We start from the raw sequence: 24,580 nt of genomic DNA on the forward strand, positions 1-24,580 counted from the left end.
CCCCACCGCCTACGAAGCCACCCGATACCAACCAGTCGATCAGGTAGCGTGACAACACCTCATCGACCCTGTCCGTCAAAACGGGGCAACCCCAGGCGGGCTCGGGTCTGCGGCCTGGTGGGTGGGGTTAGTGGGCGAGTTTGGGCCTTGAGCGGTTGGCTAGCAGGGTTACGCCGGCGCCGGCCAGGCCCACTTGGAGGGCCAGTTCGATCCAGTCGATGCCCGGGGTGTCGGCCACGCCCAGGACGGTGGCCGCTGCGGTGCCCAGCAGGGCGGCGACTATGCCCACCAGGATTGTCGCCAGTAGCGAGACGTGCTGCCTGCCTGGGACCACCAGGCGGCCCAGGCCGCCGATGATGGCGCCGAAGAGCAGTGCGGTGAACAGGCCGCCGATTTCCACTGTGTTACCCCCTGAGACTCTGGTGCTTGCTACTCCAGGGTCCGCTGGTGGGGGCTTCGGCGAATCAGGTCTTTCCCTGAGTGGTCCCTGACTTTCCCCCTAGCAGGGCGGCGGCCACCTCCGAGAGTTCGCGGCCGGGGATGTCCGGGTCGCAGCCGACCCTGGGCAGGCGGGCGCGGATCGCGGTGGGGGAGCGTTGCATGTCGTCGGCCAGGGTCCTGATGCGTTTGGCCGCGTTGTCGTCGGACTCGGCCAGCCAGGCGGTGCGGAGGTCGGCGTCGAGGGACTCGGTCCAGGGCTGGTTGGCGTTGGCGTGGCGGTTCGGGCGGCTGCGCAGGCGGGTGTGCGCGCCCAGGACGCGCGAGAGGAGCTTGCCGATCGTGGCGCCGCCTTCGACGGGGAGCCGAAGGCGGCCGTCCGCGATCACCTCTCCCGAGTCGAGCGACCCCAGCAGGTCCAGCGTCAGGGACTCTTCCGAGTCCGTGGTCGCGCTCAGCCGGTAGGTGACCTCGCCGAGCTTGATCTCGTTGTTGTACGTGCTTGTCATGGGGTCGACGTTAGGGAGGGGGTCTGACGGTTTTTGCCGGGAGATGCCCTTCAGACGCGGTTGTGAAGGAGGAGTTCACTCGAAGGGGTGGGGGTCAGGTTCGTGGCCTTCGAGGAGAACACCACGGAGCGGCCGTCGGCGCTGATCGTGGGAGCCAGCGAGAAGTTGTTGCCCTGCCTGCCGAATCGCTCGCTCAGGCGCGTGATCGAACCCGAGCGCATGTCCTTGAGGAACACGTCGTCCACGTTGTTGGTGTCACGCCGCACCAGATTCGAGGCCAGCGACGAGAACGTGACGAACCGGCCGTCCGCGCTCACCGACGGCTGATACGGCTGTGCGTCGGACACGGTCCCGTCAGCACGCGTGTTCACGCGCGTGATCGAACCGGAGCGCCTGTCCTTCATGAAGATGTCCGGCGTGTCCTCGGTGTCACCGGGCACGAGATTGTCACCCCACGCCACGAACAACACGCGCGAACCATCAGGCGTGATAGCGGGCATCAGCGTGTAAGAAGAAGTCTGCGCACCGGACGCGGACACGTTGACCCGTTCCACCGCACCGGAAACGACGTCCTTCACGAACATGTCCACGCTGCCGTTCGTGTCTCCCGGCACCAGATTCGTTGCGGCGGAAGGAAAAACGACGAACCGGCCGTCAGCGCTCATCGCCAGCCCGTGGTGCACCAGCTTGTCGCCCTGCACCCCGGCGGCCGAAGTGCTGATCCGGGAAACGACCCCCGTCACGCGGTCGGTCAGGAACACGTCCGCAACGCCGTTGGTGTCACCCTCCACCAACGTCGACGCCTCGGACCGGAACGCCACATAACGTCCGTCGGCACTGATGGCCGGACTGCCGAACGCCGGACCGTTGCCGCCACTCACGCGCTCGACACGCCCACTACGCATGTCGGTGACGAACACGTCGTCCGCGCCGTTGGTGTCACCGGCAACGAGATTGGCAGCCGACGACACGAACGCCACGAACCGCCCGTCAGCGCTCAACGCCGGTGGGTCGAACGAAGGCCCGTCACCACCACGCGACGCCGACCGCACGACACCGGTCCGCAGGTCCTTCACGAACATGTCGGAGACACCGTTGCGGTCGCCGAACACGAGGTTCGACGCTAGCGAGGGGAACGCGACATAGCGCCCATCAGCGCTGATGACCGGCGTAGTGGAGTCGCCGTTGCCCCGCGTCAGCGGTCTGAGCAGCGAGAACGAGGCAGAAGCAGACGAGGAGAAGGCCACCGCGAGCACCGCGGCAACAGCAAGAGACTTCCCGAACAAAGACGTGCACCACCCAAGGTCGCGGGGCGGCGCCGTCAGCTTAGCCCGAAGTCACGGTCTTTCGACCGGTACCGATGTCGGCGGTGTCGGCGGCCGCGCGTCCGGCACCCCACCCGGCCGCCGACCGCACCGTCACGCGCGAGGTCCGCGTCCGCGTGAACATCTCCTCGAACAACGTGTCCACGGCCTTCTTCCGGTCGGCCAGCACGGGCAGCAAACGCTCGTCCGCGAGAGCCGGGGCGTCCGAGACGTCCGGCACGGCGGCCAGCCGCTCGCCGATCCGGGAAGCGAACGCCACCAGGAACGCCTTCCGGAACGGCCGCGACCGCGCCTCGCTGCCCTTGCCCGCACCGCCGCCGACCGCCACCATCGCCCGCGTCGCCTGCACCAGCAGCGACGTCGACAGCAGCTCCACGCTCTCCAGGTCCACCTCGTCGCCCACCAGAGCGACGAACCCGAACCCGTCGTACGCGACCGCGCGCGACCGGAAAGCGTCGGACACCACGTGCACGAGCTGCGACTTCTCCTTGAAGTAGCTCTTGTCCAGCCACATCCGCCGCGACGTCGCCTGCGCCGGCAGGTCCGCGTCCAGCATCGCCCGTTCCAGCGCGTGCCGGTTCATCAGCTCCTGCGCCTTGCCCGACAACGCCTCGGCTTCCTCCGGGAACGACGTCGACTCGGCTTTCGCGAGCAGCGCGCGCACCCGGTTGAGCACCTTCGGGTCCAGGCCCGCGCGCACGGCCGACATCAACCTGTCGCCCGGCAACGGCAGGATGTGCGGCAACGACGGCAACCGCCGGAGGAAGTCCAACAGCCGTGCAGCCGTACGAGACGCGTAGGACGGCGTCTCGATGTGGCGCGTGGCCCACGCCTCCAACAACGGGCCTTCCCACCACACAGAGGCGCCGATTTCGTCCAGTTGCCGCCGCCAACGCGGGTGCACGGTCGCCTCGACATGAGGTGAACAGGACAAAGCGATCACGTCCACCACGAGAGAGGTGGCCGACTCGTCGAGCGAACGCGACACGATCTCGCGAACGTCGTAGGGCAGCCAGCCCCGTTGCCACGCGGCGTCGACCGCTTGAACCAGTTCCACACAGGGCAGTATGAGACGTCCGCCATGTGCCAAGGTCGGGGACCACCTGGTAGACACGGGATGTGATCGAGCTCCAGTTCCGCGGCCGGACCGTCGTCCGCGACCGCGCACTGGTGATGGCGATCATCAACCGCACCCCGGACTCGTTCTACGACCGGGGCGCCACCTACTCCGAGGACGTCGCCATGGAGGCCGTCCACCGCGTCGTGGACGAAGGCGCGGACATCGTCGACATCGGCGGTGTGAAGGCGGGCCCTGGCGACCTCGTCGACCCTCAAGAAGAAGTGCGCCGCGTCGTGCCGTTCATCGCCCGTGTGCGCGAGGCCTACCCCGATCTGATCATCAGCAGCGACACCTGGCGCGCGGACGTCGGCAGGCTCGCCTGCGAGGCCGGCGCGGACCTGCTCAACGACACGTGGGCGGGCGCGGACCCGCAGTTGGCCGAGGTCGCCGCGGAGTACGGCGCCGGCTACGTCTGTTCGCACACGGGCGGTGTGAAGCCGCGTACGCGTCCGCATAGGGTTAGTTATCCGAATCTCATCAAGGACGTCATCGCGGAGACGACCGCGCACGCCGAGAAGGTGGTCTCTCTCGGTGTGCCGCGCAAGAGCGTGCTGATCGACCCCACACACGACTTCGGCAAGAACACGTGGCACAGCCTGGCGCTGGTGCGGCACACGGACGAGCTGGTGGCGACCGGGTGGCCGGTGCTGATGGCTCTGTCCAACAAGGACTTCGTCGGGGAGACCCTCGGCGTAGAACTGCATGAGCGCGTCGAGGGCACCCTCGTCGCGACAGCGATCGCGGCGGTGGCGGGCGCCGCGGTGTTCCGCGCGCACGAAGTGGCGCGCACCAGACGAGTACTCGAGTCCGTCGCTCGACTGTGAGCTGGAGGTATCAGGTGGACGACGTCTTCGCCCGGTTTTCGGAGGGCCGGTGGGACGACTTCCTCGACGAACTCGACAAGATCCGCGTGAGCGTGGTCGATCCCGCGGAACGGCAGCAGATGAAGGTCACCGCACGGCGCGACGCGCGTGAGGCGGGCTCTCAGCCGTTGCTCGTGCGGATGGCCATCGCGGACCACTACCTGAACCTGCTCGCCATCGGCGTGTGGGCGGGCGACGAGAGCTGGCGCGCGGATCTGCGCGACCTGGTGACCACTCTCGTGCCCGGCGACGACGAGTCGCATGACGACGCTCTGGTGAGCTCCGTCATCGCCGTGGTGCTCGCACAGCTGCTGCAGGACGCACGGCTGCGCGGCGGTTCTGAGGCCGACGTCATCGCACGGTCGGCGTGGGCGAAGGCCCAGGAGTGGGCGGCCTACGCGGAAGACCGTCACGTGGAACGCCTCCTGCACGCCTCCACGGAGGCCGGTGCGCGCGTTGTGACGGCCTCGGAGGTGCAGGAGGTCATCGAGCTCGCCACGGCCGCGGCGGACGACCAGCACGCCGAGACGATCGCCGCGCTGGAGACCGAGGGCTTCACCGCGGAGATCATGAACGGCGTCTGGGTGGTGGAAGGGGACTTCCGCAACGCCGTACGGGCGGCCGCGCGCGCGATCACCCTCACGGGCTACGGGTGCGTCCTCGCGCGCAACATCCGTCAATCCGCGGTGATGTTGTGGCACGAGAACACGCTCGCGATGGCGGACTCGAAGGTGCCGCGCTGGAGGGTCTACCCGATCCTCGCGCCCGTTACCCCGCAATCCAAGTTTTCCGGCGGTGAAGGCCTGCCGTTCACCCGCGACACCCACCCGCTGGCACCCGCTCCAGAAGTCGTCCGCCGGTTGGCGGACGCCGTTGGTGTCAACCTGTCTCATCTGCTGGCTGCATTGCGGTGAAAGGGTGATCTTTGACTTTCCGCAACCTTCACTCGTTATCTTGGTGGCATGCCCAGATTTGCCGAGTTCGATGTGGAAGGCCTGCGGAAATCCAGCGCCGTCGCGGACTTTCCCTGGTCAGAGACGTGGGTCACGCTGATCCGCGTTGATGCCAAGGGAGTTGTCCGGCAAGCCAAGTCGTTGACCGAGAAAGCATCTTTGTTGACTGTCGCGTCAGACAAGGACCTCGTCATCGCCTCCTGCCCGGAGATTTACGCCGTCGACGACCTGTCGGCTGCCCGAGCGGCCGTCAGGGCTTCGGTCGCACGCGAAATGACGCCAAGCCTCGGATGAATGACTCCCGCCACTCGGGCTCAGCGGCGAGCACGAGTTCCGGGAAACGCCGAAGAAGCGTTCCGAACGCGATCTCGCCCTCGATGCGAGCCAGCCGCGCTCCCACGCAGAAGTGGATGCCGTGCCCGAACGCGACGTGTGGGTCTCGACCCAGCTGCAACGCGTCAGGATTCGGGTACCGGGACGGATCCCGGTTCGCTGCCCCCAGTGAGACGGTGACGTGCGCCGACCGCGGAATCGTTACACCTCCGATCACCACGTCGGACGTCGCGATTCGACCCACCCCCATGGCCAGCGGGCCGTCGTAGCGCAGGAGCTCGTCGACGGCGTCCGGGATCAGGAGCGGGTCGTCGATCAGCCTCCTCTTCATGGCGGGATCACGCAGCAGGGCCAGCAGACCGTTGCCGATGAGCTGCACGGTCGTCTCGTGGCCCGCTGTGATGAGCAACACGAGGGTCTGCACGAGGTTCGGTTCGTCGCGGAGCTCGGTGATGACGTCGTCACCGGGCTCCTTGGTGTCCAGGAGGCGCTGCACGAACACCGCGAACCTGCCGTAGGCGCCGGCCATGGTCTCCGGGACGAGCAGTTCCGAGGTGAGTGTGCGGAGCTCGTCTCTTTCCCCTTCGGGCACACCGAGCAGTTCACAGATGACCGTGATCGGCAGCGGGTACGCGAACGAGGCGATCACGTCGACCTCGTCCTCGGTCTCCCAGGCGTCGAGCAGCTTCTCGGTGATCTGCGCGATTCGCGGCCGTAGCGCCTCCATCCGCCGTGTCGTGAACGCTCTGGCGATCGGCTTGCGCAGGTGTGTGTGCTCCGGCGGGTCGGTGTGGTTGAGCATGCCGCCCGGGATGATCGCGCTGCTGAGGCCGGGGTGGCTGAGCGCCTGCACGACGTCGTCGTAGCGGCTGATCACCCACGACTTCTGCCCGTCCGGTGTCTCGGTCAGAAACGGGCCCTGCTCGCGCCACAGATGGAAGTACGGGGTCGGGTCCGTGAAGAAACTCATGACGTTGATCGTGGTGTTCGCGCTGGTCGAGCGCCTGAGTAGGCGATCACCCATCTTCACCGCGCGAATCACCTAGCCTGACCGCATGGGGTGGCCGTTCGTGGGGAGGGACGCCGAGCTCGCCGCGGTTCGACGGGCGGTGCGCACGGCCGGGTTGATCGTGGCCGGGCCGGCCGGCGTGGGCAAGACGCGGCTGCTGGACGAGGTGACGTGCGAGGTCCGGTTGCGGGCGACGGCGGCGCTGGCGGAAATCCCGCTCGGTGTTCTCGCGCCCTTCTTGCCGTCGGTGGAGCCTTCGCCGTTGGCGATGTTGCACGCTGCACGGGACGTGTTGCGCGGTCGCGTCGTGGTGGTCGATGACGTGCACCTGCTTGATGACGCGTCGGCAGGTTTGTTGCACCTTCTCGTCCAGCACCGCGAGGCCGTGGTGGTGGCGACGCTGCGTTCAGGCGAGCGCGCGCCAGAACCCGTGGTGGCGCTGTGGAAGGACGAGCTGCTGCCGCGCATCGAACTCGCACCGCTCGGGCGCGGTGCGGTGACCGAGGTGCTGGAGATCGTGCTCGGTGGCGCCGTGGACTCGGCTTCGGCTGACCGGTTGTGGACCGCGTCCGCGGGCAACATGTTGCTGCTGCGGGAGATGCACTTCGCGGCACGGTGGGTCTCGCACGGCGATGTCTGGTCGCTGGACGGGCCGGTGCCGCTGTCGCCACGACTGATCGAGCTGATCGAGGCGCATCTCGCCACCGTGCCTGACGACGAACGCCGGGTGCTGGAACTGCTCGCGTTCGGCGAACCGCTGGACCTGGCCGCTTCCGAGGCGTTGGACGGGCTTGTCACCGTGTCTTCCGACGGCCTGCGGCTCGCGCATCCGTTGTATGGCGAGGTGTTGCGCGCGCAGTGCCCGCCTCTGCGCAAGCGCAACCATCAGCGTCATCTGGCTTCGGTGCTGGACGATCCGCTGCGCGTCGCCGTGTTGCGGCTGGACAGCGGTACGGCCGACGACCCGGCAGAGCTGCTGACGGCAGCACGTCTGGCCAGCGCGACCGGTGGAGTTGTTCTGACAGAACGACTTGCACGCGCTGCGTGGGCCGTGGGTGGCGGTGTGGAAGCCGGACGGTTGCTGGCAGAGGTACTGGTGGTCACCGACCGTGCGGAGGACGGAGAAGAGGTCTTCGCCATGATCGCCACTGACGACGACCCGATCGAGACGCGTGCTCTCCGGGCCATGAACCTCGCTTGGGGACTCGGGCGCATCGACGAAGCAGCAGCCATTCTCGACATGGACGCCGCGCGGGCCAACCTGCTCTTCGACGCCGGAAGGTACGACGAGGCCCGCGCGCTGCTCACCGGTGAAGAACCGGAAGAAGCCGCCATCCTCGCGATGGTCGACGTGGTTCAGGGCCGCTATGTCGGGCCGTTTCCGAAGGTTCCGCCGCGTCCGGACCTTCGGCTGGCCAGCGAGACGACGCTGCTGGCCGAGGCGTTCGTCCTCGCCACGCACGGTGATCTGCGAGCGGCTGAACGCCTTGCCGTGCAAGCACATGAGGCCAGGACCGAGTGGGACTCCATGCGCTCCATCTGGGCGGTGTCCAGAGCCACGATCGTGTGTGCGATCGGCAGGCTCGAAGAAGCTCGCAGGTTGCTGCGAGAGGCGCGCCCCGTCCAGCCGTTCGCCCGGTTGTCCGGGCTCGCGTACGTGGAGGCCATGCTGGGCAACGATGCGCGGGAGTTGCTTGTCGCGGCGGAGAAGGCGGCACCGCGGGGCCGACGGCCCTACCGAGTCGGGCTGTGGCTCGCCCGGATCTGGGCGGGCGGCGCATCGCCGTTCGACGCGGTTGCGGAGGTTCGCGCACACGGCGAGTTCGCGCCCGAGGCGTTGTTGCTGCACGAGGCGGTGCGGCTCGGGCACGCGGCTGATGCCTTGGAACGGTTGCAGGAGCTTGCTTCCACGACCACAGGGCTGCTCGTGCCGATTTATGCGGCGCATGCGGATGCGTTGGTGCGCAAGGACTCCGACGCGTTGGTGGCGGTCGCCGCACGGTTCGAGGAGGCGGGGATGATGTTGCACGCGGCGGAAGCTGCTGCCGCGTCGGGCAATCGCGCCTTGTACAGCCGGTTGGTCGGCTTCTGCGAGGGCGCGCGCACTCCCGCGTTGGCTTTGATGACGGCAGCGCCGCTCACCCGCCGCGAGCGGGAGATCGGCGTGCTGGCCGCGCGTGGGCTGACGAACAAGGAGATCGCCGCGTCGTTGGTGATCTCCGTGCGGACCGTCGACAACCACCTGTCCAACGCCTACGCGAAGCTCGGCATCGCGACGCGCGGAGAGCTGGCGTTAGCCCTAATGGATGACAACAGTTAACAGAAGGCACGGGTCCGAACGACACCCCCTGCATGGGCAACGGGTACGCGATCGTCGACGTCGAGACCACCGGGCTCTCACCCGGTCGTCACCACCGGGTGATCGAGGTCGCCGTCGTCCACGTCGACTTCTCCGGCCGCCGGACCGACGAGTGGTGCACGCTGGTCAACCCGCGTCGCGACCTCGGCGCTCAGCACGTGCACGGCATCAGCGCGGACGAGGTTCGTCTCGCACCCGAGTTCGCCGGTATCGCGGGCGAACTGGCCGCCCGGCTGTCCGGCCGGGTGCTGGTTGCGCACAACCTGTCGTTCGACCTGCGGTTCCTCAGCGCCGAGTACGCCCGGCTGGGGTTCGAGCTCGCCGCTTCGGGGCTGTGCACGATGGAGCTCGCGGGACAGTTCCTCGGAGCGTCGTCGCGTTCTCTCACCGCGTGTTGTGAGGCAGCTGACGTGCCGATGTGCGGTGCGCGCTCCGCGTTGAACAGCGCGCGTGCGGCAGCGGGTCTGCTGATGCGCAGCCTTGACCGCGTTGGTGATGTCCCGCCGGTGCGGCTGAACGTGCCGCAGGTCGTGAACGCGTATGCCACGCAACGCCGTCGCGCACACATCCCGAACCGGGACTTCCTGGCCGAACGCGTGGAGGTGCTTCCTCGCGTGGGGACGCGTCGGTACGACGAGTACCTCGACGTCGTGGACCGCGCACTGGCCGATGGGCGTCCCATGGAGGAGGAACTGGCCGACGTGGCGTGCGCATTAGGCCTGGACGCGGCGGAGGTGATGGAGCTTCACCGCGGATATTTCACTCTGGTCGGCGAACTCACGGGAGGACGAGCGTGAACGACGTGACGCGGGTGGCGGAGTTGATCAAGGCGCGCAACCGCATCGACGCCGCGTTGACGGCGTGCATCCGGCGGCCCGTGCAGGTGGGGCACCTCGGCGACTGGATCGCGGCGCAGGTCTTCGGCATCGAACTGGAGCAGCACACCGCCAAGGGCGTCGACGGGCGGTTCGCGGACGGCCGGACCGTCAACATCCGGTGGTACCTCAAGCGCGACAACCTGCTGGACCTGCGCGAGGACGGACCGGACAGCTACCTGGTGCTGACCGGCCCGAAGGTGGCCGCGGACGTGCAGCCGATGGTCGTGGACGCCGTGTACCTGTTCGACACCGCGAGTGTGGTGGCCGAGCTACGGGCGCGTGGCCTGAAGATCGGCGTCGCGTCGAGTGTGCGCGCACATCTGTGGGAGGCCGCGGAGATCTACCCGCGGCACAACCCGGCGTTTCCTCTCGACGACGAGCAGCGGGAACTGCTGGCCTTGTTCAGTCATCAGCCTTGAGGCTGTGGCCGTCCCACGTGAAGCGGACGGTCGTGACGGCGTCGTCGCCGTCGGTTCCGGTGGTGAGCTGGTGGATCGCGATGCCGGTCAGCTCCTGGTAGTCGCACCACTCGTGGTCCGACGTGAGCACCAGGTCGAGGTCGAACGCGACGAGCAGCTCCAGGAGCTGGCCGCGGTTGGTCGCGTCGACACCCACGAAGACCTCGTCCAGCAGGATCAGGCGGGGTGAGTTCGGTGTGGCGTGATAGTGCGCTGCTGCTGCGGCGAACAACGGCAGGTGCAGCACGATGGCCTTCTCACCGCCGGACAACGCGCCGTGCACGCGTTTGGTGACAGGGACCCAGCCGTCCCCGCGGTCCACCTTCACGACGAACTGGTGCCACGTCGTGTAGTCCAGCACCTGGGCGAGTTGTTGTTCCCAGCCCGTTGCGGTGTCGTGTGCGCGTGCTTCCTCGACACGCTCGCGGAAGAACCGGTGCAGCACAGTGCGTTCGGCCTCGTCGAGGTCCGAGCGCAACAGGAGGTCGCGGGCTTCTCGAGTGCCCGGCGGCAGTTGAGGGTCCACCTGCCAGTCGAGCTGCACGCGGATGTTGGACGCGGTTTGGACGCGCTCCAAGCGTTGGTTCATCGTGCCGACGAGCTCGGCCGCGCCCTGGATGCGCTGGGCGATGTGCCTGCGGGTGTCGCCGGTGAGGGTCTGGTCGAAGAGGTCGCGCTCGGCGTCGGTGATGTGTGTGCGCATGCGGTCGCGTTCGGCCTGCAACGCTTCAAGCAACGCGTGAGCACCCATGCGCGCGCCGTCCATCGTCGCGCTGAGGATCGTGGCGTCGTCGTCGGGGTCCAGTGACAGGTCGATGCGGCCCGCCAGTTTTTGCTGGGCCGCGTGAACGGCGAGGCTCAGGCGGGACTCGGCGTCGCGGATCAACCTCGTGTCGACTGGACCATCGGGCACGTCGCCGGCGTCGACGGGCAGGTGGCCCGCGTTGAGGTGGCGGTGACGAGCTTCGGCCGCCTCCTTCACCGCTGCGGCTTCGGTGGCACGTGCGGTGTCCACCTTGCGCTTTTCCTCCAACGTGCCGAGGGTGCGCGCCAGTGCGGTTTGCTTGTCCTGCAACGTCTCGCGCTGCTCGGCCAGTTCGAGGGCCTTGGTGCGCAACGTGATGAGCTGCTGGTCGAGGGCGTGGAACTCGGAACCGGCGGAGCGTTCGACGGTCTCCAGCGTGATGGCCAGGTCGGCGGCCTCCTGCTGACGGGCGGAGGCGGACTCCTCGGCCTCGTCGGCCAGGGCGCTGCTCACCGAGGATCGGGTCATCGCGTCGGCGGCGAGGGCTTCGGCCGCGAGAGCGTCGTGGCGGTCGTCGAGCCAGCGGTGGCCGGCGGTGCCGAACGCGGCGACGGCGTCGAGGTTCACGGAGACGTCGCCGTTGATGAGACGCAGCGTTTCCGCGACCGCGGAGTCCGCGTCGGACACCCGGCGAGCCGCGGCGGCGACGGCGTCTTTCCTCGCCGCACAACGCAGCTGCGCCTTGGTGCGCTGCTCCTCGGCGATCTCCATCGGGTCGGTCGACGGCTGCCTGGCCAGCTCGCCCGCCAGGGTCGCGCGGCGGACGGCGGTCTGCGACAGCGCTGCGTCCACCCCGGCCAGGTCGGTGGCGAGCTGCTCGATCAGGCCGGTGAGCTCGGCGATGCGGCCCGCCCGCGCGCGTTTGCGGGAGTCGGCGCCGATGTAGGTGGGGAAGGGCTTGGTCCAACGGCCGTGCGCGTTCGCGAGGCGCCACGTTCCGTCGGCACCAATAGCAGCCGTGTGGCCCGTGGCCGTCTCGCCGAAGGCAATGCCTTCCAAGAACCGATGAGCACGGTCGTCGTCGGTGACGAGCACTTCGAGCAACGTGAGGCCGGGAGCGGGGGAGGCCAGCAGTGGTTCGGCGAAGCGGTCCCGGTCGGAGAGGCCGAACGAGTTGCCCGGCGTGAGCCACGCGTCCAGGAGCCCTGACGCTTCGAGCGCGGCCTCGACGGCGGCGCACACGTCGGGTGGCGTGCCGGGGCGGAAGTTCACCAGACGCCACAAAGGAGCGCCCACGGCAGACGAGCGGTATTCGCTGTCGCGCGTATACGGCGCGGGCGGCGGCACGTCGACCTGATTGGCGAGCTTCTCGCGGATGGCGTTGTACTGTGCGAGCTGGCCGTTCAACGCCGTGCGCGTCTCGTGCAGACGTGCCTCGATGGCGCTGAACTCCTCGCGAGCGAGGGCGGCGGCCTCGGACACCTCGCCGTGTTCGGAAACGCGCAGCTCAGTGCAGCCGTGAGCCCACGTCTCGAAGTCGGCGCCGAACTTCGCAAACGCTTGCTCGAACGCCTGTTGCGCGGCCGTTTCCGCGTCCGTGGCGAGGTCGAGTTCTTCGCGGGTCTCGTCGAGCCGTTGGCGTGCGGCGTCCCGTGCGTCGACAGCCCTCTCGTGGGCGGCAACGGCACGCAGGACCGCGTTGATCTCGGCGCTGCGTGAGTCCACGGCGGCGCTGAGGAGCTGACGGCCCGTTCGCGCGTCGGCTCCGGCGTCGATCTCCTCGAACACCGACGGCATGCCCGCGCGCTCTGCTGCTTCGCGGGCTTCCAGCGTCGAATGCCGCAGCTCATCAGCGCGTGCGGCGGCATCGGCCTTGGCCTGAGCCGCCTGCTCGTCGTCCGCAACGGCCCGTGCGCGCAGTTTCGCGGCGTGCGAGGCAGCTTCCGCCGCACGGTGGACAGCGGAGGAGTGCTGCTGCCGCAACAGGTCGAGCTGCTTGCCCTCCTGGTACGCGGGCAGATCGGAGATGCCGGAGATCTCGGCGTCGACCGCGCTCGCCTCCCGCCCCAGCGCCGCGAGCTGCTCGAAGGCCTCGTCGGTCAGCGTGACCTGGCGCTGGTAGCGCCGTTCGCTCATCCGTGCGGCGCGCGTGACGTCTTCCAACTGCTCGGACGACGACGACAACGCCCACGACGCCGCACCGAGAACCCGTTGCGCATAAGTGCGTTGAACGTCCGCGAGGCGTTCGGCGGTGGTGATCTCCTCGTCGAGCCTGCGCAGCTCCTCGCGTTGCCGGTCGAGCCGTTCGAAACCCTCGGCGATCTCGGTGAGGTCCGACTGGTCCAGCGGCGGAAGTGCCTTGGACAGCAACGACGACAGCACACTCGGGTCGAGCCGTTCGGACAGCTTCGGCGTGCGCAGCTGCAGCAGCGCGGTGATCAGCGAGTCGTACCGTTGCTCGCTCACGCCGGGGAACAGCGTCGTGCGCACCGTGTGGCGGTAGTCGGCCGGTGAGGCGTGCACAACGCCGTGGTCGCCTATCGCCGCGATGAGGTCCGTCTTGGTCAACGGGCGGCCGGACTCGTTGACTAGTGCGAGATCTCCGACGCGCTGGCTGGTGGTGAAGTACGCGGCGCTGACGTTCGACGTGTTCGTGGTGGCCTGAAGTCTTGCGCCACAGGTGAACCACTCGTCGTCGTGCTGGAACTCCAGCCACACGTAGCCGACGCGGGTGCTGCCCTGGTTGCCCTCGCCCATGAGGTTCCAGTGCATGGTCCGGTCCGCGCTGCCGAACGTCGACAGGCGGTGCGGGCGCAGGTTCGCGTCGAAGAGGTATGGCAGCAGCAGCTCGAGCGCCTTCGACTTGCCCGTGCCGTTGGGTCCTCTGAGCAGCAGCCTTCCCTGGTGGAAGGTGAAGATCTCGTCGTAGTAGCGCCAGACGTTGATGATGCCGGCGCGGCTGGGTTGCCACCGGTCAGTCATGCAGCTCCTCGACCGCGTACCTGGCTGCCGCGGGCAGCCTGCGAACGGTGCCGTTCACCGTGCGCGCGAGCCCGAACGCCTCGAGCAGCGCGAGTCCGTCCGCCGCGAGCCTGCCCGCGCCACCGTCCGACTGGTAGGCCTTGGCCCAGTTGCGGAACTTGGTGAGCAGCTCGCGTGCTTCTTCGACCAGGTCCTGTTGCTTCGCAGGACCTCGTGCCAACCGGTCGAGCAACAACAACGCGGCGACCTTCGCGTGGCTGTCGTCGTCCGGAAACCTCGTGTCCGTGGCGATCGCGTCGGCGTCGACCACGAGATATCCCTCGGCGCGTTCCTCCAGCGTGCATCCGGCGAGCCCGACGCCGGTCTGGACGATCTTGCGTCCGGTGGGGCTCGTCAGGAACGCGAGCTGGGACGCGGTCAGATCTTCCTTGTACACCACGGGGTCGTCGATGAGCCTGCGCATGGTGGAGTGCCGTTGCCACAGGCTGTGGTGCGCGTTCTCGTACCGGGTCTCGCGCGTGAGGTCCTCGATGTTGTCCACTGTGGAGGGTGAGATCGGCGTGGCCAGCAACCTCGTGACGATCACCGGATCGCTGCGGAGCCGGGTTTCGTCGAACTCGATGGCGCCGTGCTGTTCCAGGAGGTGCAGCACGTCGGCGAACGACAACCGGTCAGCGCGCCTCGTGGGGTCGAACGGCGGGAGGTTCTCCAGTTTCGCCGCCTGCTGCACGCGGTCCGCCAACGCGTCGATGGTGGTGGTCGGCGTCGTGAGCAACTCCGCGCACGTGAGGCACAACAACACGTAGCGCCGCCGGTCGAAGTCCGGTGCGGGCCGCGTGCGGTCGGGTCGCTGCGTGGTCTTGAACAAGCGCGCGTACCCGGCGCGCGGCTCGACGAGCACACGCCAGCCGCAGTAGTAGTCGAACCACTTCACGATCGGTTCGCGCCGTCGCCTGATGAGGTCGAACCCGTCCGGGTCGTGCGCGGCGGCGAGCAGGGGCCGGGCGAGCAGCAGTCTCACGCCGCGCGCCACCTCCTCGCTCTCCAGCCGGGCGAGCTGGTTCCCGGTCCTGCTCATCGGCTCTGCACGTCGATCACGTAGTCGGGCCCGCTCAGCGTGCCCTTCTGGGTGGTGATGGTCGCCCAGCCGCGAGCGTTGCGCAGGTTGATCTGCATCCGCCCGTCGCTGGTGCCGGCCGCGCGCGTGCCGGTGCTGTCCGGGTCGCTGCCCAGAGCCCTGCCGACCAGGTCGATCAGCCGGTGGAACGTGTCGTGGTCGAGGCTGGTCAGCGTGGAGATCCGGATCGGCCCGTCGGTCTGGACCTGCCGCCACGCGCGTTCGAGCTCCGCGCGTTCCCTCTCGGCCTGTTCGCGGCGGTTGCGGCGCACCTCTTCGACGTCGCGGATCTTGCCGGTGCTGCCGATGTGTTCCTGCTTGCCCGTGGCCCGGAGCTGCGGGGACACGTCCACCGGCGGCGTGTTGTGCCACGGCTCGCCGCTCGGGATCAGCTCGCCGTCGGCGTGCGCGAGGTGGGCGTGCCGTGCGGGCCACAGCCCGAAGGCGGCGTTGAACAGCTCGTGGGCCTCGTCCTCGGTGCTCTTGGCGAACCAGTGCGCCAACGCCTTGAAGTCGGCCGCGGTGTTCGTCGGCCGTTTGCGCTGCTCGCTGATCCGGTCGAGGACTCTGAGGAGCTGGACGATCGCCTTCCGCGCGACGTCCTGCAGCTCGTCGGCCTTGGACGGCGTGTCGTGGAACCAGGCTTTCAGGTTCTGCCACCGCTCGTTTCTCTGCCGCAGCCAGTCGTCGTCGTTTTGGTAGAGGCCGGCGCCTTCCCTGGCCTGCTCGTGGACGGTCTTCGCGTCGATCCTGCTCGTCGCTTCGCGGATCCGGTGCTTGCGCGCGTCCAGGTCGGCGATGAAGTCGCGCAGGTAGGTGATCGTCGTGCGCTTGACGTCCTGGAACGTGGCGAGGTCGTGCTCTTCCTTGAGGAGCCGCTGCAGGTCCGCGTTGAAGGTCGCGGTGTTCGTCTGGAGCGCTTCCACATGGCCTTCGAGCTCCATCAACGCCGCGAACACCCGCGCGGTCGGCGTGTTGAGCTCTTCGAGGCGGTCCGCGATGGCGTCGAGCACCGCGGTCTGCAACGCACCGCTGCTGGTCAGGGTGCGGAGCGCGCGCTGGATGCCCGCGTACGCCGCCTCGCCGTGTTTCGTCAGCCCGAACCGGTGCTGGGTGCTCTCGATCAGCCCCCACTGCCTCAACGCGTTCGCAGACGCGGCCAGCTCGTCTTCCGTCACCTGCTCGGACCAGCCGACGTCCCGGAGTCGTAGCTGCAGGTCGTCGAGGGTCAACGACGTCTCCATGCGCTCGTTCGCCACCCCGAACGCGCGCAAAACCGCAGTGTGCAGCTCCGCGCGGTCGGCCGTGGTGAAGCGGAACAGGTCCGCGGGCACCCTGTGAGACGTCGTCACGTGGCCCACCCTAGATGGTCGCAGTACCTCGTTCGGGTGACACGGCGCGGCCGATCTTCGTAACGGAGCTCCCGTTCCGGGATCAGCCCGGCAGATCGCCCGGCAGATCGCCCATCAGATCGTCCGGCACGAGCTCCTGCTCGATGCGGCGGCCGGTGTGGTGCGTCGTCGCCGCCAGGACAGATCCCAGCCCGCCTCTACCGGCGTGGCGGTGAGCGAACGGCCGACCTCACCAGCGGCGAGTTCGTCGCGGCTGATGTCTTTCACGCCAGCGGTTCCGCCTTCTCGCGGAACATGCGGAACGTGATGAAGAGGGCGACGACCGGGATTCCCATGAGGCAAAGCATGTAGGCGACCTTGTTGGGCTCCCTGCGTTCTGCGAGCGCCCACTCGAGGCTTGCCTGCGAGGATCGTCCGGCCCGCACGCGGTTGGTGGTCATCGCTACCCGCTTGCCGATGTCGGCGGGAGTGAGCGAGGAGTTCCTGCTGTTGTAGGGGTATCGCTTGCCGTCGTCGGCCACGATGGTGGCACCGCAGGACCAGAGGGCGCCGAACGCCCACCAGTTGCGAGAGCAGGAGATGTTTTCCGCGTAGCCCTCGGGTTCTCCGCCTGAGCCTGCCTCACCGTCGAAGAACAGCGTGCCGACATGCGCGGTGTAGAGGGCGGCGATCCACAGGACAGCCGCGACGGCGATGCGCTTCGTCTTCGTCACTGGCCCTCCTCGGGATCCTTGTGGCCGCCACCTTCGGCCTTGTTCAGCTCCTTCGAGAGTTCCTTCGCCGGATGGACCAGGTCGCCCCAGTTCGGCATCAGGTGGCTGATGTCCCTGCTGGACACTGCGCGCACCCAGTTCTGGCCGTCGAGCAGGCCCTTGCTCATCGGCGCGTCCACCCGGTCGGCCGCACGGGCCAGCCCGGCCTGAGGATCACCTGTGTTCTCCTTGCGCGTGGACAGCGGCGGCTGGTTCATCGACTCGTAGAAGTCTCTGACCTTTTGCTTGCGTGCCGGGCCGTTCTCCCTCACGCGGTTCGCCCAGTCGTCGACCTTCTGACTCGTGCGCTGGGCGAGTTCGTCGACCTTGTTCATCGTGTTGTCGACGCCGTCCTGGATGCGCCTGCTCGCGTTGCCGAGTCCATCGCCGACCTTGTCGAGCGAGTCGGCCCTGGACACCTTCGTGGCGGAGTCGGAGGCGAGTTCAGCCGCGCGCTGGTTGCCGTGGCGGCTGTTCGGCATCTGCCTGCTCAGTGAGGCCAGGTCGTCGGCCTGTTTGCGCATCGCGGCACCGGCCTTCTTCGCCAGGGAACCGAGTTTGTCCAAGGCCTTGAACAGCTTGGACACGAATCGCGCGATCTTGGTGCCGATCTCGACGGCCTTGGTGACCGCGCGGGTGATGAACGCGGCGATCGAGGCGCCTGCGGTCGGGATCGCCGAGGCCGCGGCCGGGATGCCCCACATCAGCAGGGTTCCTGCCAGGTCAGCCAGCAGGTCGCGGATCAGTGCTCTGGTCGCCGCGACGACGGCACCAGCCACCTTGATCTTGTTTGCCGCGGATGACGCGGCGGCCGATGACCCGCGGAGGTGCGCGACCAGGCTGCTGCATCGGGTCCGGTACGAATCGGCCGCGTGACCGGTCCAATCGCCGAGCGTCTTGGCTTGGGACTCGTAGTTGTCGGCCTCGTCGCTCAGACGTTTGGAGATGTTCTCCCACGTGGTGCCGATCGCTTCGATGGCGGGCGGGTCACCCATGAGCTGGTCGAACGGTTCACGGATGAAGCCGACGTTCTCGATGATCCAACCCACGACGGACGAGGCGAGGGTGCCGAGCGGGTCGGTGAGGAAGCCTGCGACATCCAGCGCCAGCGCGCCGCCGTCGATGCCGAAGGCGATGGGATCGATGCTCTTGCCCTGGGCGAAAGGCATGACCAGATCCTCGGCCGTGTCGAACATGCCGGCGCCGGCGAGCCGCTTCGGGTCTTTCTCCTTCTTCGCGATCAGTGGGTTGCTCATCGGTCCATCCCCTGCACGGCGGTGCGATTGCCTTCCTCGACCTGCTGGTAGGTCTCGGCGGTCGAGCACAGCTCGTCGCCAGTCGATTCGAATGCCCTGGGCAGCGCGGCGAGCAGAGCCTTGGCCTCGTCGAGTTCCTCGTTGAAGATCCACGACCACGCTTGGCAGAGTTCGCCCATCACCGTGGGGCCCAGATTCACCTGCGAGGCGGACACGGCCTCCTGCAGGGATGGAGCGAGCCGGCCGACGATCTGCTTGCCGTGTGCGGCGATCGCCTCGGACTGAGCCGCGAACCCGCCACTCATCGCAGCACCGAGCTTCCGCCGAAGTCGTCGTCATCGCCCTGCGGCGGAGCGGGGCGGCCGGGCGTCGTCGGCTTGGGCTCCTCCACGGTGCCGGCGGGGTCGATCACGGCGATGCCCTGTTCGACCTGCTCGCGAAGGAAGGCCATGCCCTCGCCGTCGCCGAGGAGAGGGCGCATGGTGTCCTCGATCTTGCGCGCAGCTTCGACCTGGGCGCGGGGTCAGCTGCAGTGATTCGATGCGGCCGCCGGAGCCGACGGTGATGATGACCGAACCGTCTGGGCTCTGGGCTTCGGTGCGAGATTCGCGGAACGCGGTCTGGATGGCATTGGCCTGTTCCTGGGCCTGCTGGAGGCGTTGTTCGAAGGTCGCGAGGTACTGGTGCGGATCGGTCACGGGCGAATGATCCCATTTGAGCCCACTCTTCGCGCACGGTTCGGCACAATGTGTGCATGGCCAAGCCGCTCGTCACTCGGGAGATGCGGGAACGTGCTCGGCGTGTGCCCAACAACTGGTTGCACGTGGTCGACCCCGCGTACGACGGAGTTCTCGCGGAGGCGGTGATCGGGCGGTATCTGGTCGACGCTCAGGGGCAGATCACCGACCAGTACGTGCCGAATCCTCGGTACCAGCCGCGTGAGGTCACCTTCGAGAACGACCTCGAGTCGCTGATGTACCTCGTGCACCGCGGGTATGCGGACAAGCGGGATTTGGTCGATGCGGTGCTGGCCGCCGAGCTCGTGCTGCCCGCCGATCCGGCCCGCGAACCGCGCGGACACCTGGTGATGCGCGGAGACGTCGTAGATGCCTTCGCGTCGGAACGAGCGCGGCCGCATGACTGGCCGCCCCATTGGCACCGGTTTCGTGGCGCGGAACTCGCTGTTGTCGTGGACGCGCTCGAGCGTCCGGTGACGTTGTTGGTGAACGCGCAAGGCGGGGTGCAGTTCGAGATTCCAGGTGAGTTGCTCGTCGACGGGCTGCGTGCGGTGATCACGATGGGGTGATCCGCGTGGTGGCGTGGATCAAGGATGGCATTGTGTTGCGCCGATCGGGCTAACCTGCCGCGCGTGCGGACGAGGCTGACCCCCATGCAGCAGGCGGTGGTGGATGCCGGGCGTCCGTTGCCGCAGCTGACGGATCCGCTCGAGGTCGAGTTGCAGGTCAGTGCGTTCGTGGGGCCCTTTGCGGACAACGAGGAGCTGTGGGAGGTCGTTGTCCGGCATCTGCAGGAGGTGCCGAGCAGGCGTAGTGCCGCGTTGCTCACCGCGCTTGCTCACGTGCTTCCCGGAAGGCCTGGGCAGTGGGCCGGGCAGGCGGCGCGAGAGCAGCAGCCGCCGCCGTGGGACCTCAGGACGTTGCGGTTCGGGGAGTGCTGGATCGGGGACCGGTCGATCGACGCCGGATATCTGGCACTGCTGTGCAGTTACGCATATGGGGACGAACCGCACGCCATGGTTTTCATGATCGATGAAATCAGCGGCAGCTTGACGCGGCACGCGTTCATCACGCGGCACGTCGACGAGGCGCTCGAACAGCTCAAGCAGCAGGTGCGGCTGGAGTCGATCACGGCCGAGGCGGCTCATTGGCTGCTCAGCCGCAGCTACGACCGGTTCGAGCGGCGGCCTGGGCTGGGTGTGAGCGTTGATGTCCACCAGACGCGGCTGGTCGCGCGGCGGAGAATCACCCTCGCGATGAATTAGCTGCCTGTGCGAATCGCAACGTGATGATTCCTCCGACAGTGCACATTGTCTGTAGCTCGATGGTGAGTCGGCGATTACTGTCCGAGTTGTCGATCACAGGGCGGAGGGACGAGTTGTGGCCGCTCTTCTCGGGCATGACGACCAGGCCCTCAGCCGCGTTCCTGACCAGGCTCGGCACCCGTGGTTGTCGGTCGCGACCCAGCGCTTCGGGCAGACGACCGCGCTGAGCCAGTTGCTGCTGGGCGCGACACTCGGGTTCGGCATGACGTTCTGGGACGCGTTCCTGGCGCTCACGATCGGGGCGGTGGTGCTCAACGCCATCGCCATCACCGTCGGGATGATCGGGCAGCGCGAAGGCCTCTCCACCGCGATGCTGACCCGCTGGACCGGGTTCGGGCACGCGGGGAGCGCGATGCTCGGGCTGATCATCGCCCTGTCCTGCACCGGGTGGTTCGGCGTGCAGACCGGGCTCGCGGGCGTCACGCTCGCCGACGTCACCGGGGTGCTGCCGGCGCCCGTCTGGTCGCTCTGCTTCGGCATCGTCGTGACGGTCATCGCGGCCTATGGCGTGCGGTGGATGGCGTGGACGGCCTACGTGGCGGTGCCCGCGTTCCTGCTGCTGCTCGGGTGGCTCGTGCTGACGAAGGTCGACGACCTGCCGAGAGCGCTCAGCAGTGAAGCCCCCGGGACGCCGATCGGCATGGTGACGGCGGTGACGCTGGTGACCGGCAGCTTCATCGTCGGTGCGGCGATCGCGCCGGACATGACGCGTTTCAACCGCAGCGAGTGGGACGTCGTGAAGCAGACGATCCTCGGCATCACGGCCGGGGAGTGGATCATCAGTCTGGCCGGCGTGATCATCGCGCACGGGCTCGGCACCACCGACATCATGAGCGTCATCGGTTCGTCCAGCGGGTGGATCGGGGCGCTGGTCGTCGTCACGGCCGTGTTGAAGATCAACGACTGGAACCTCTACTCGGCGTCGCTCGGGCTCGTGAACTTCTTCGACGCCGTGTTCGCGGTGCGGATCAGCCGGGCGCAGGTGACCGTCATGGTCGGGTGCGCGGGCAGCTTCCTCGCCGCCGCCGGGATCGTGAACCAGTTCAGCCACTTCCTGGTGCTGCTGGGCGTGGTGTTCCCGCCCGTCACCGGAATCATGATCGCCGAGTACTACGTCGTGCGGCGCTGGCGCAACGAGATCATCTCGACCCGGCCACACGTACCGAGATCGGCTCCCTCGTGGGTGCCCGCCACCGTGGTCATCTGGCCGGCCGCCGCCATCGTCGGTGAGCTGCTGCCTTTCGGCCAGTCCAGTGTGAACTCGCTCGTGCTCGCGTTCGCCCTCTACGTCTCAGCTGGGAGATTGGACCTGCTCCGCATGAGGACTAGGAGGGCTACCAACCGTAAGGTGGTGGGAGAAGCGTCGGCCGCCTGAGGGGTGGTTTCGTACATGCACATCGGTATCGACGTCGGCGGCACCAACACCGATGCCGTTCTCGTCGAGGGACGGCGTGTCCTCGCCGAGTGCAAGACCACGACCACGGTCGACGTGACGACCGGGATCGTCAAAGCGGTGGAGGGCCTGCAGGCGGCTCAGGCGTTCGAACCATCGGCGATCAAAGCGGTCATGATCGGCACGACGCACTTCGTCAACGCCATCGTCGAGGGCAGGGGACTCGCCCAGACGGCGGCGGTGCGGCTCGGACTCCCCGCCACCAAAGCACTTCCGCCGTTCGTCGACTGGCCGCAGCGGCTGCGCCAGGTCATCGGAGGGCACTCCTACCTCTGCCACGGCGGCCACGAGTACGACGGCCGGATCATCTCGCCGCTCAACGAGGACGAGCTGCGCGGCGTGGCCACGGACATCGCGGCCAAGGGCGTGCGGTCGGTCGCCATCTCGTCGGTGTTCTCGTTGGTCAACGGCGACTTCGAGCGCCAGGCCGCGGAGATCCTCACCGCCGAGGTGCCGGACCTGCTCGTCAGCTTCTCCCACGAGATCGGCCGGCTCGGCCTGCTGGAACGGGAGAACGCGACGATCATCAACGCCGCCCTGCGCGAGCTGGCCGAGCAGATCGCCGACGGGCTCACGGAGTCGCTGACGGCACAGGGCATCCACGCCCCGCTGTACCTGAGCCAGAACGACGGCACGTTGATGGACCTGGAGTACGCGCGCTGCTACCCGGTCGCCACGTTCTCCTCCGGCCCCACGAACTCCATGCGCGGCGGGGCGTTCCTGTCCGGACTGGACGAGTGCGCGGTGATCGACGTCGGCGGCACCACGACCGACGTCGGCATGCTGCACAACGGTTTCCCGCGCGAGGCGTCGTCCGAGGTGATGATCAGCGGCGTGCGCACGAACTTCCGGATGCCCGACGTGCTGTCGGTCGGGCTCGGCGGCGGCAGCGTGGTGCGCGAGCAGCCCGGCGGCGTCGAGGTCGGTCCGGACAGCGTCGGATACCGGTTGTGCCAGCAGGCTTTGGTGTTCGGCGGTGACACGCTGACGGCGACGGACATCGCGGTCGCGGCGGGTCTCGCGGACATCGGCGACCGCGCGCTCGTCAAGAACCTCGACCGCAGGCTCGTCGGCTCGGTGCTGGACCACATCTGCGACCAGATCGCCACGCAGGTCGACCGCATGCGCACGAGCCCGGCGCCGTTGTCCGTCGTGCTGGTCGGCGGCGGCAGCGTGCTGGTGCCGGACAAGGTCGAGGGCGTCAGCGACCTGATCAGGCCGCCGCACCACGCGTTCGCCAACGCCATCGGCGCCGCGATCGCGCAGGTCGGCGGCGAGGTCGACAGGGTCTTCACGATCGACCCGAACCGGCGTGACGAGGTGCTCGACTCGGCCCGCCAGGAGGCCGTGGACAAGGCGGTGGCGGCGGGCGCGAGGGCCGACAGCGTGCGGATCGTCGAGGTCGAGGAAATTCCGTTGGCTTACCTGCCGGGCAATGCGAGCAGGGTGCGCGCGAGAGCTGTGGGCGATCTCGTGCTGGAGGACGCCCCTAGGAGGGCACGTGCGTGAGATCGGAGCGGACGAACTGAGGCACATCGCCCGCGGCGCGGCGATTCTCGGCACGGGCGGCGGTGGTGACCCGTACATCGGCCGGCTCGTCGCGGAACAGGCCGTGCTGGAGTACGGACCGGTGCTCGTGGCGGAGTTGCACGAGGTGCCGGACGACGCGCTGGTGGCGGGCATCGGCATGATCGGCGCGCCGACCGTGATGATCGAGAAGCTGCCCGCCGGCGAGGAGGCCGTCACGGCTTTCCTGACCCTGCAACGGGAAATCGGCCGCCCGATCACGCACGTGCTGCCGATCGAGGTGGGCGGGATGAACTCGCTGGCGCCGTTCCCGGTGGCCGCGTCGCTGGGCCTGCCAGTGCTCGACGCGGACTGCATGGGCCGCGCGTTCCCGATGGTGCAGATGGTCGTCTGCACGCTGGACGGCGTGCTGGCCAAACCGCTCGCGATCGCGGACGAGAAGGGCAACTCGATCGTCCTCGACGTCCGCGACAACCACTGGGCGGAACGGCTCGCGCGCTCGGCCACGATCGGCATGGGCTGCACGGCGTTGATGAGCAGCTTTCCCATGTCCGGCAAGCAGGCCCGCGACATCACGATCCCCGGCACGCTCACGCTGGCGTCCCGGCTGGGGATGCTGGTGGAACAGGTGCGGCGGCAGCGCACCGACCCGTGCGAGGCCATCGCGGACTTCCTCGGCGGCCAGGTGCTGTTCACCGGCAAGGTCGTGGACGTCATGCGCGCCACCGATCCCGGGTTCGCCAAGGGGGAGGCGTGGCTCGAGGGCACGGCCGCCCACGACGGGGCGAACTGCCGGCTCGCGTTCCAGAACGAGCACCTCGTCGCGACACGGGACGGCGAGGTCGTCGCCTCGGTGCCGGACCTGATCTGCGTGCTCGACGGCGAAGGTGAGCCCGTGCCCGCCGAACGGCTGCGGTACGGGCAACGGGTCGCGGTCGTCGGGGCCCCGTGTCATCCGCGCTGGCGGACGCCGGAAGGCCTTGCCCTGGTCGGACCGTCGGCGTTCGGCTACTCGCACGAATACGTTCCCCTGGGGGGCCAGTAGACCCGCCAGTACCAAGAGCTTCTCGCGCGAGCACCGGCGGCACT

24 protein-coding genes and 1 pseudogene are annotated in these 24,580 nt (G+C 68.1%); 11 read left to right on the forward strand and 14 right to left on the reverse strand.

What is annotated here, in order from left to right:
• Positions 1-127 precede the first annotated feature (127 nt).
• From ABZ345_RS34805 to ABZ345_RS34820, 4 genes are all read right to left on the reverse strand, one after another.
• A complete protein-coding gene (locus tag ABZ345_RS34805; RefSeq protein ID WP_359858423.1) occupies positions 128-400 on the reverse strand; it encodes a GlsB/YeaQ/YmgE family stress response membrane protein in 273 nt (90 codons plus the stop codon).
• Between the two features lie 64 nt (positions 401-464).
• The gene (locus ABZ345_RS34810) at positions 465-947 is read right to left on the reverse strand and encodes a hypothetical protein (protein WP_359858426.1); all 483 of its coding nucleotides are present in this window, start codon (positions 945-947) and stop codon (positions 465-467) included.
• 50 nt (positions 948-997) lie between these two features.
• On the reverse strand, positions 998-2,233 hold the full coding sequence (locus tag ABZ345_RS34815) for a hypothetical protein (RefSeq protein WP_359858429.1): 1,236 nt from the start codon (positions 2,231-2,233) through the stop codon (positions 998-1,000).
• A 40-nt stretch (positions 2,234-2,273) separates the two neighbouring features.
• On the reverse strand, positions 2,274-3,329 hold the full coding sequence (locus ABZ345_RS34820; protein ID WP_359858432.1) for a DUF2786 domain-containing protein: 1,056 nt from the start codon (positions 3,327-3,329) through the stop codon (positions 2,274-2,276).
• Between the two features lie 62 nt (positions 3,330-3,391).
• Between ABZ345_RS34820 and folP the strand changes: the two genes are divergently transcribed.
• From folP to ABZ345_RS34835, 3 genes are read left to right on the forward strand one after another with little or no spacing between them, the layout of a single operon-like run.
• Positions 3,392-4,216 carry a dihydropteroate synthase gene (folP, locus tag ABZ345_RS34825; RefSeq protein WP_359858435.1) on the forward strand — a complete coding sequence of 275 codons (825 nt, stop codon included), beginning with the start codon at positions 3,392-3,394 and terminating at the stop codon, positions 4,214-4,216.
• A gap of 14 nt (positions 4,217-4,230) precedes the next feature.
• A complete protein-coding gene (locus ABZ345_RS34830; RefSeq protein ID WP_359858438.1) occupies positions 4,231-5,169 on the forward strand; it encodes a hypothetical protein in 939 nt (312 codons plus the stop codon).
• Positions 5,170-5,217: 48 nt separating this feature from the next.
• Positions 5,218-5,502, forward strand: coding sequence for a hypothetical protein (locus ABZ345_RS34835; protein WP_071812532.1), 285 nt, complete (start codon positions 5,218-5,220; stop codon positions 5,500-5,502).
• On the opposite strand, the gene ABZ345_RS34840 is transcribed toward ABZ345_RS34835, so the two are convergent.
• Positions 5,459-6,511, reverse strand: a complete 1,053-nt coding sequence (locus ABZ345_RS34840; protein WP_359858441.1) for a cytochrome P450 — start codon at positions 6,509-6,511, stop codon at positions 5,459-5,461. The genes ABZ345_RS34835 and ABZ345_RS34840 overlap by 44 nt on opposite strands.
• An 85-nt stretch (positions 6,512-6,596) precedes the next feature.
• Between ABZ345_RS34840 and ABZ345_RS34845 the strand changes: the two genes are divergently transcribed.
• Genes ABZ345_RS34845 through ABZ345_RS34855 form a run of 3 tightly spaced genes read left to right on the forward strand, consistent with a single transcriptional unit; the run spans position 6,597 to position 10,206 of the window.
• Positions 6,597-8,870: a LuxR C-terminal-related transcriptional regulator gene (locus ABZ345_RS34845; RefSeq protein ID WP_359858444.1), complete on the forward strand. Its 2,274-nt coding sequence runs from the start codon at positions 6,597-6,599 to the stop codon at positions 8,868-8,870.
• Positions 8,871-8,902: 32 nt separating this feature from the next.
• Complete coding sequence (locus ABZ345_RS34850; protein ID WP_359858447.1) at positions 8,903-9,706, forward strand: exonuclease domain-containing protein; 804 nt, start codon at positions 8,903-8,905, stop codon at positions 9,704-9,706.
• Complete coding sequence (locus tag ABZ345_RS34855; RefSeq protein WP_359858450.1) at positions 9,703-10,206, forward strand: hypothetical protein; 504 nt, start codon at positions 9,703-9,705, stop codon at positions 10,204-10,206. Before ABZ345_RS34850 ends, ABZ345_RS34855 begins: the two co-directional genes overlap by 4 nt.
• Here ABZ345_RS34855 and ABZ345_RS34860 read toward each other — a convergent pair.
• The 9 genes and pseudogenes from ABZ345_RS34860 to ABZ345_RS34900 all read right to left on the reverse strand — a co-directional run.
• A complete protein-coding gene (locus ABZ345_RS34860; protein WP_359858453.1) occupies positions 10,190-13,972 on the reverse strand; it encodes an SbcC/MukB-like Walker B domain-containing protein in 3,783 nt (1,260 codons plus the stop codon). The two genes, ABZ345_RS34855 and ABZ345_RS34860, sit on opposite strands and share 17 nt — an antisense overlap.
• Positions 13,965-15,050, reverse strand: coding sequence for a TIGR02678 family protein (locus ABZ345_RS34865; RefSeq protein ID WP_359858456.1), 1,086 nt, complete (start codon positions 15,048-15,050; stop codon positions 13,965-13,967). The genes ABZ345_RS34860 and ABZ345_RS34865 overlap by 8 nt, the downstream gene beginning before the upstream one ends.
• Positions 15,047-16,441, reverse strand: a complete 1,395-nt coding sequence (locus tag ABZ345_RS34870) for a TIGR02677 family protein (protein ID WP_359858459.1) — start codon at positions 16,439-16,441, stop codon at positions 15,047-15,049. Before ABZ345_RS34870 ends, ABZ345_RS34865 begins: the two co-directional genes overlap by 4 nt.
• Positions 16,442-16,555: 114 nt before the next feature.
• The gene (locus ABZ345_RS34875; protein WP_359858462.1) at positions 16,556-16,708 is read right to left on the reverse strand and encodes a hypothetical protein; all 153 of its coding nucleotides are present in this window, start codon (positions 16,706-16,708) and stop codon (positions 16,556-16,558) included.
• The gene (locus ABZ345_RS34880) at positions 16,705-17,154 is read right to left on the reverse strand and encodes a DUF6346 domain-containing protein (protein ID WP_359858465.1); all 450 of its coding nucleotides are present in this window, start codon (positions 17,152-17,154) and stop codon (positions 16,705-16,707) included. The genes ABZ345_RS34875 and ABZ345_RS34880 overlap by 4 nt, the downstream gene beginning before the upstream one ends.
• Positions 17,151-18,449: a hypothetical protein gene (locus ABZ345_RS34885; protein WP_359858468.1), complete on the reverse strand. Its 1,299-nt coding sequence runs from the start codon at positions 18,447-18,449 to the stop codon at positions 17,151-17,153. Before ABZ345_RS34885 ends, ABZ345_RS34880 begins: the two co-directional genes overlap by 4 nt.
• Positions 18,446-18,754 (reverse strand): hypothetical protein, encoded by a 309-nt coding sequence (locus ABZ345_RS34890; RefSeq protein WP_359858471.1) that lies wholly within the window; start codon positions 18,752-18,754, stop codon positions 18,446-18,448. Before ABZ345_RS34890 ends, ABZ345_RS34885 begins: the two co-directional genes overlap by 4 nt.
• Entirely contained in the window at positions 18,751-18,930 is a 180-nt protein-coding gene (locus ABZ345_RS34895) for a hypothetical protein (protein ID WP_359858721.1), read from the reverse strand. Before ABZ345_RS34895 ends, ABZ345_RS34890 begins: the two co-directional genes overlap by 4 nt.
• A gap of 46 nt (positions 18,931-18,976) precedes the next feature.
• A pseudogene (locus ABZ345_RS34900) lies at positions 18,977-19,147 on the reverse strand (YbaB/EbfC family nucleoid-associated protein); the annotation flags it as partial.
• 56 nt (positions 19,148-19,203) lie between these two features.
• On the opposite strand from ABZ345_RS34900, the gene ABZ345_RS34905 reads away from it, so the two are divergent.
• The 5 genes from ABZ345_RS34905 to ABZ345_RS34925 all read left to right on the forward strand — a co-directional run bounded on the left by ABZ345_RS34905 (position 19,204) and on the right by ABZ345_RS34925 (position 24,536).
• Positions 19,204-19,755 carry a hypothetical protein gene (locus ABZ345_RS34905; protein WP_359858474.1) on the forward strand — a complete coding sequence of 184 codons (552 nt, stop codon included), beginning with the start codon at positions 19,204-19,206 and terminating at the stop codon, positions 19,753-19,755.
• 63 nt (positions 19,756-19,818) lie between these two features.
• Positions 19,819-20,451 carry a hypothetical protein gene (locus tag ABZ345_RS34910; protein WP_359858477.1) on the forward strand — a complete coding sequence of 211 codons (633 nt, stop codon included), beginning with the start codon at positions 19,819-19,821 and terminating at the stop codon, positions 20,449-20,451.
• Positions 20,452-20,566: 115 nt separating this feature from the next.
• On the forward strand, positions 20,567-21,886 hold the full coding sequence (locus ABZ345_RS34915) for a cytosine permease (RefSeq protein ID WP_359858480.1): 1,320 nt from the start codon (positions 20,567-20,569) through the stop codon (positions 21,884-21,886).
• Positions 21,887-21,901: 15 nt separating this feature from the next.
• Positions 21,902-23,473, forward strand: a complete 1,572-nt coding sequence (locus tag ABZ345_RS34920; RefSeq protein ID WP_359858483.1) for a hydantoinase/oxoprolinase family protein — start codon at positions 21,902-21,904, stop codon at positions 23,471-23,473.
• Entirely contained in the window at positions 23,466-24,536 is a 1,071-nt protein-coding gene (locus ABZ345_RS34925; RefSeq protein WP_359858486.1) for a DUF917 domain-containing protein, read from the forward strand. Before ABZ345_RS34920 ends, ABZ345_RS34925 begins: the two co-directional genes overlap by 8 nt.
• Positions 24,537-24,580: the final 44 nt, after the last annotated feature.

Origin of the sequence: Lentzea sp. NPDC005914 (assembly GCF_040629405.1) — a bacterium.
In the GTDB taxonomy this organism is placed as follows: Bacteria; Actinomycetota; Actinomycetes; order Mycobacteriales; family Pseudonocardiaceae; genus Lentzea.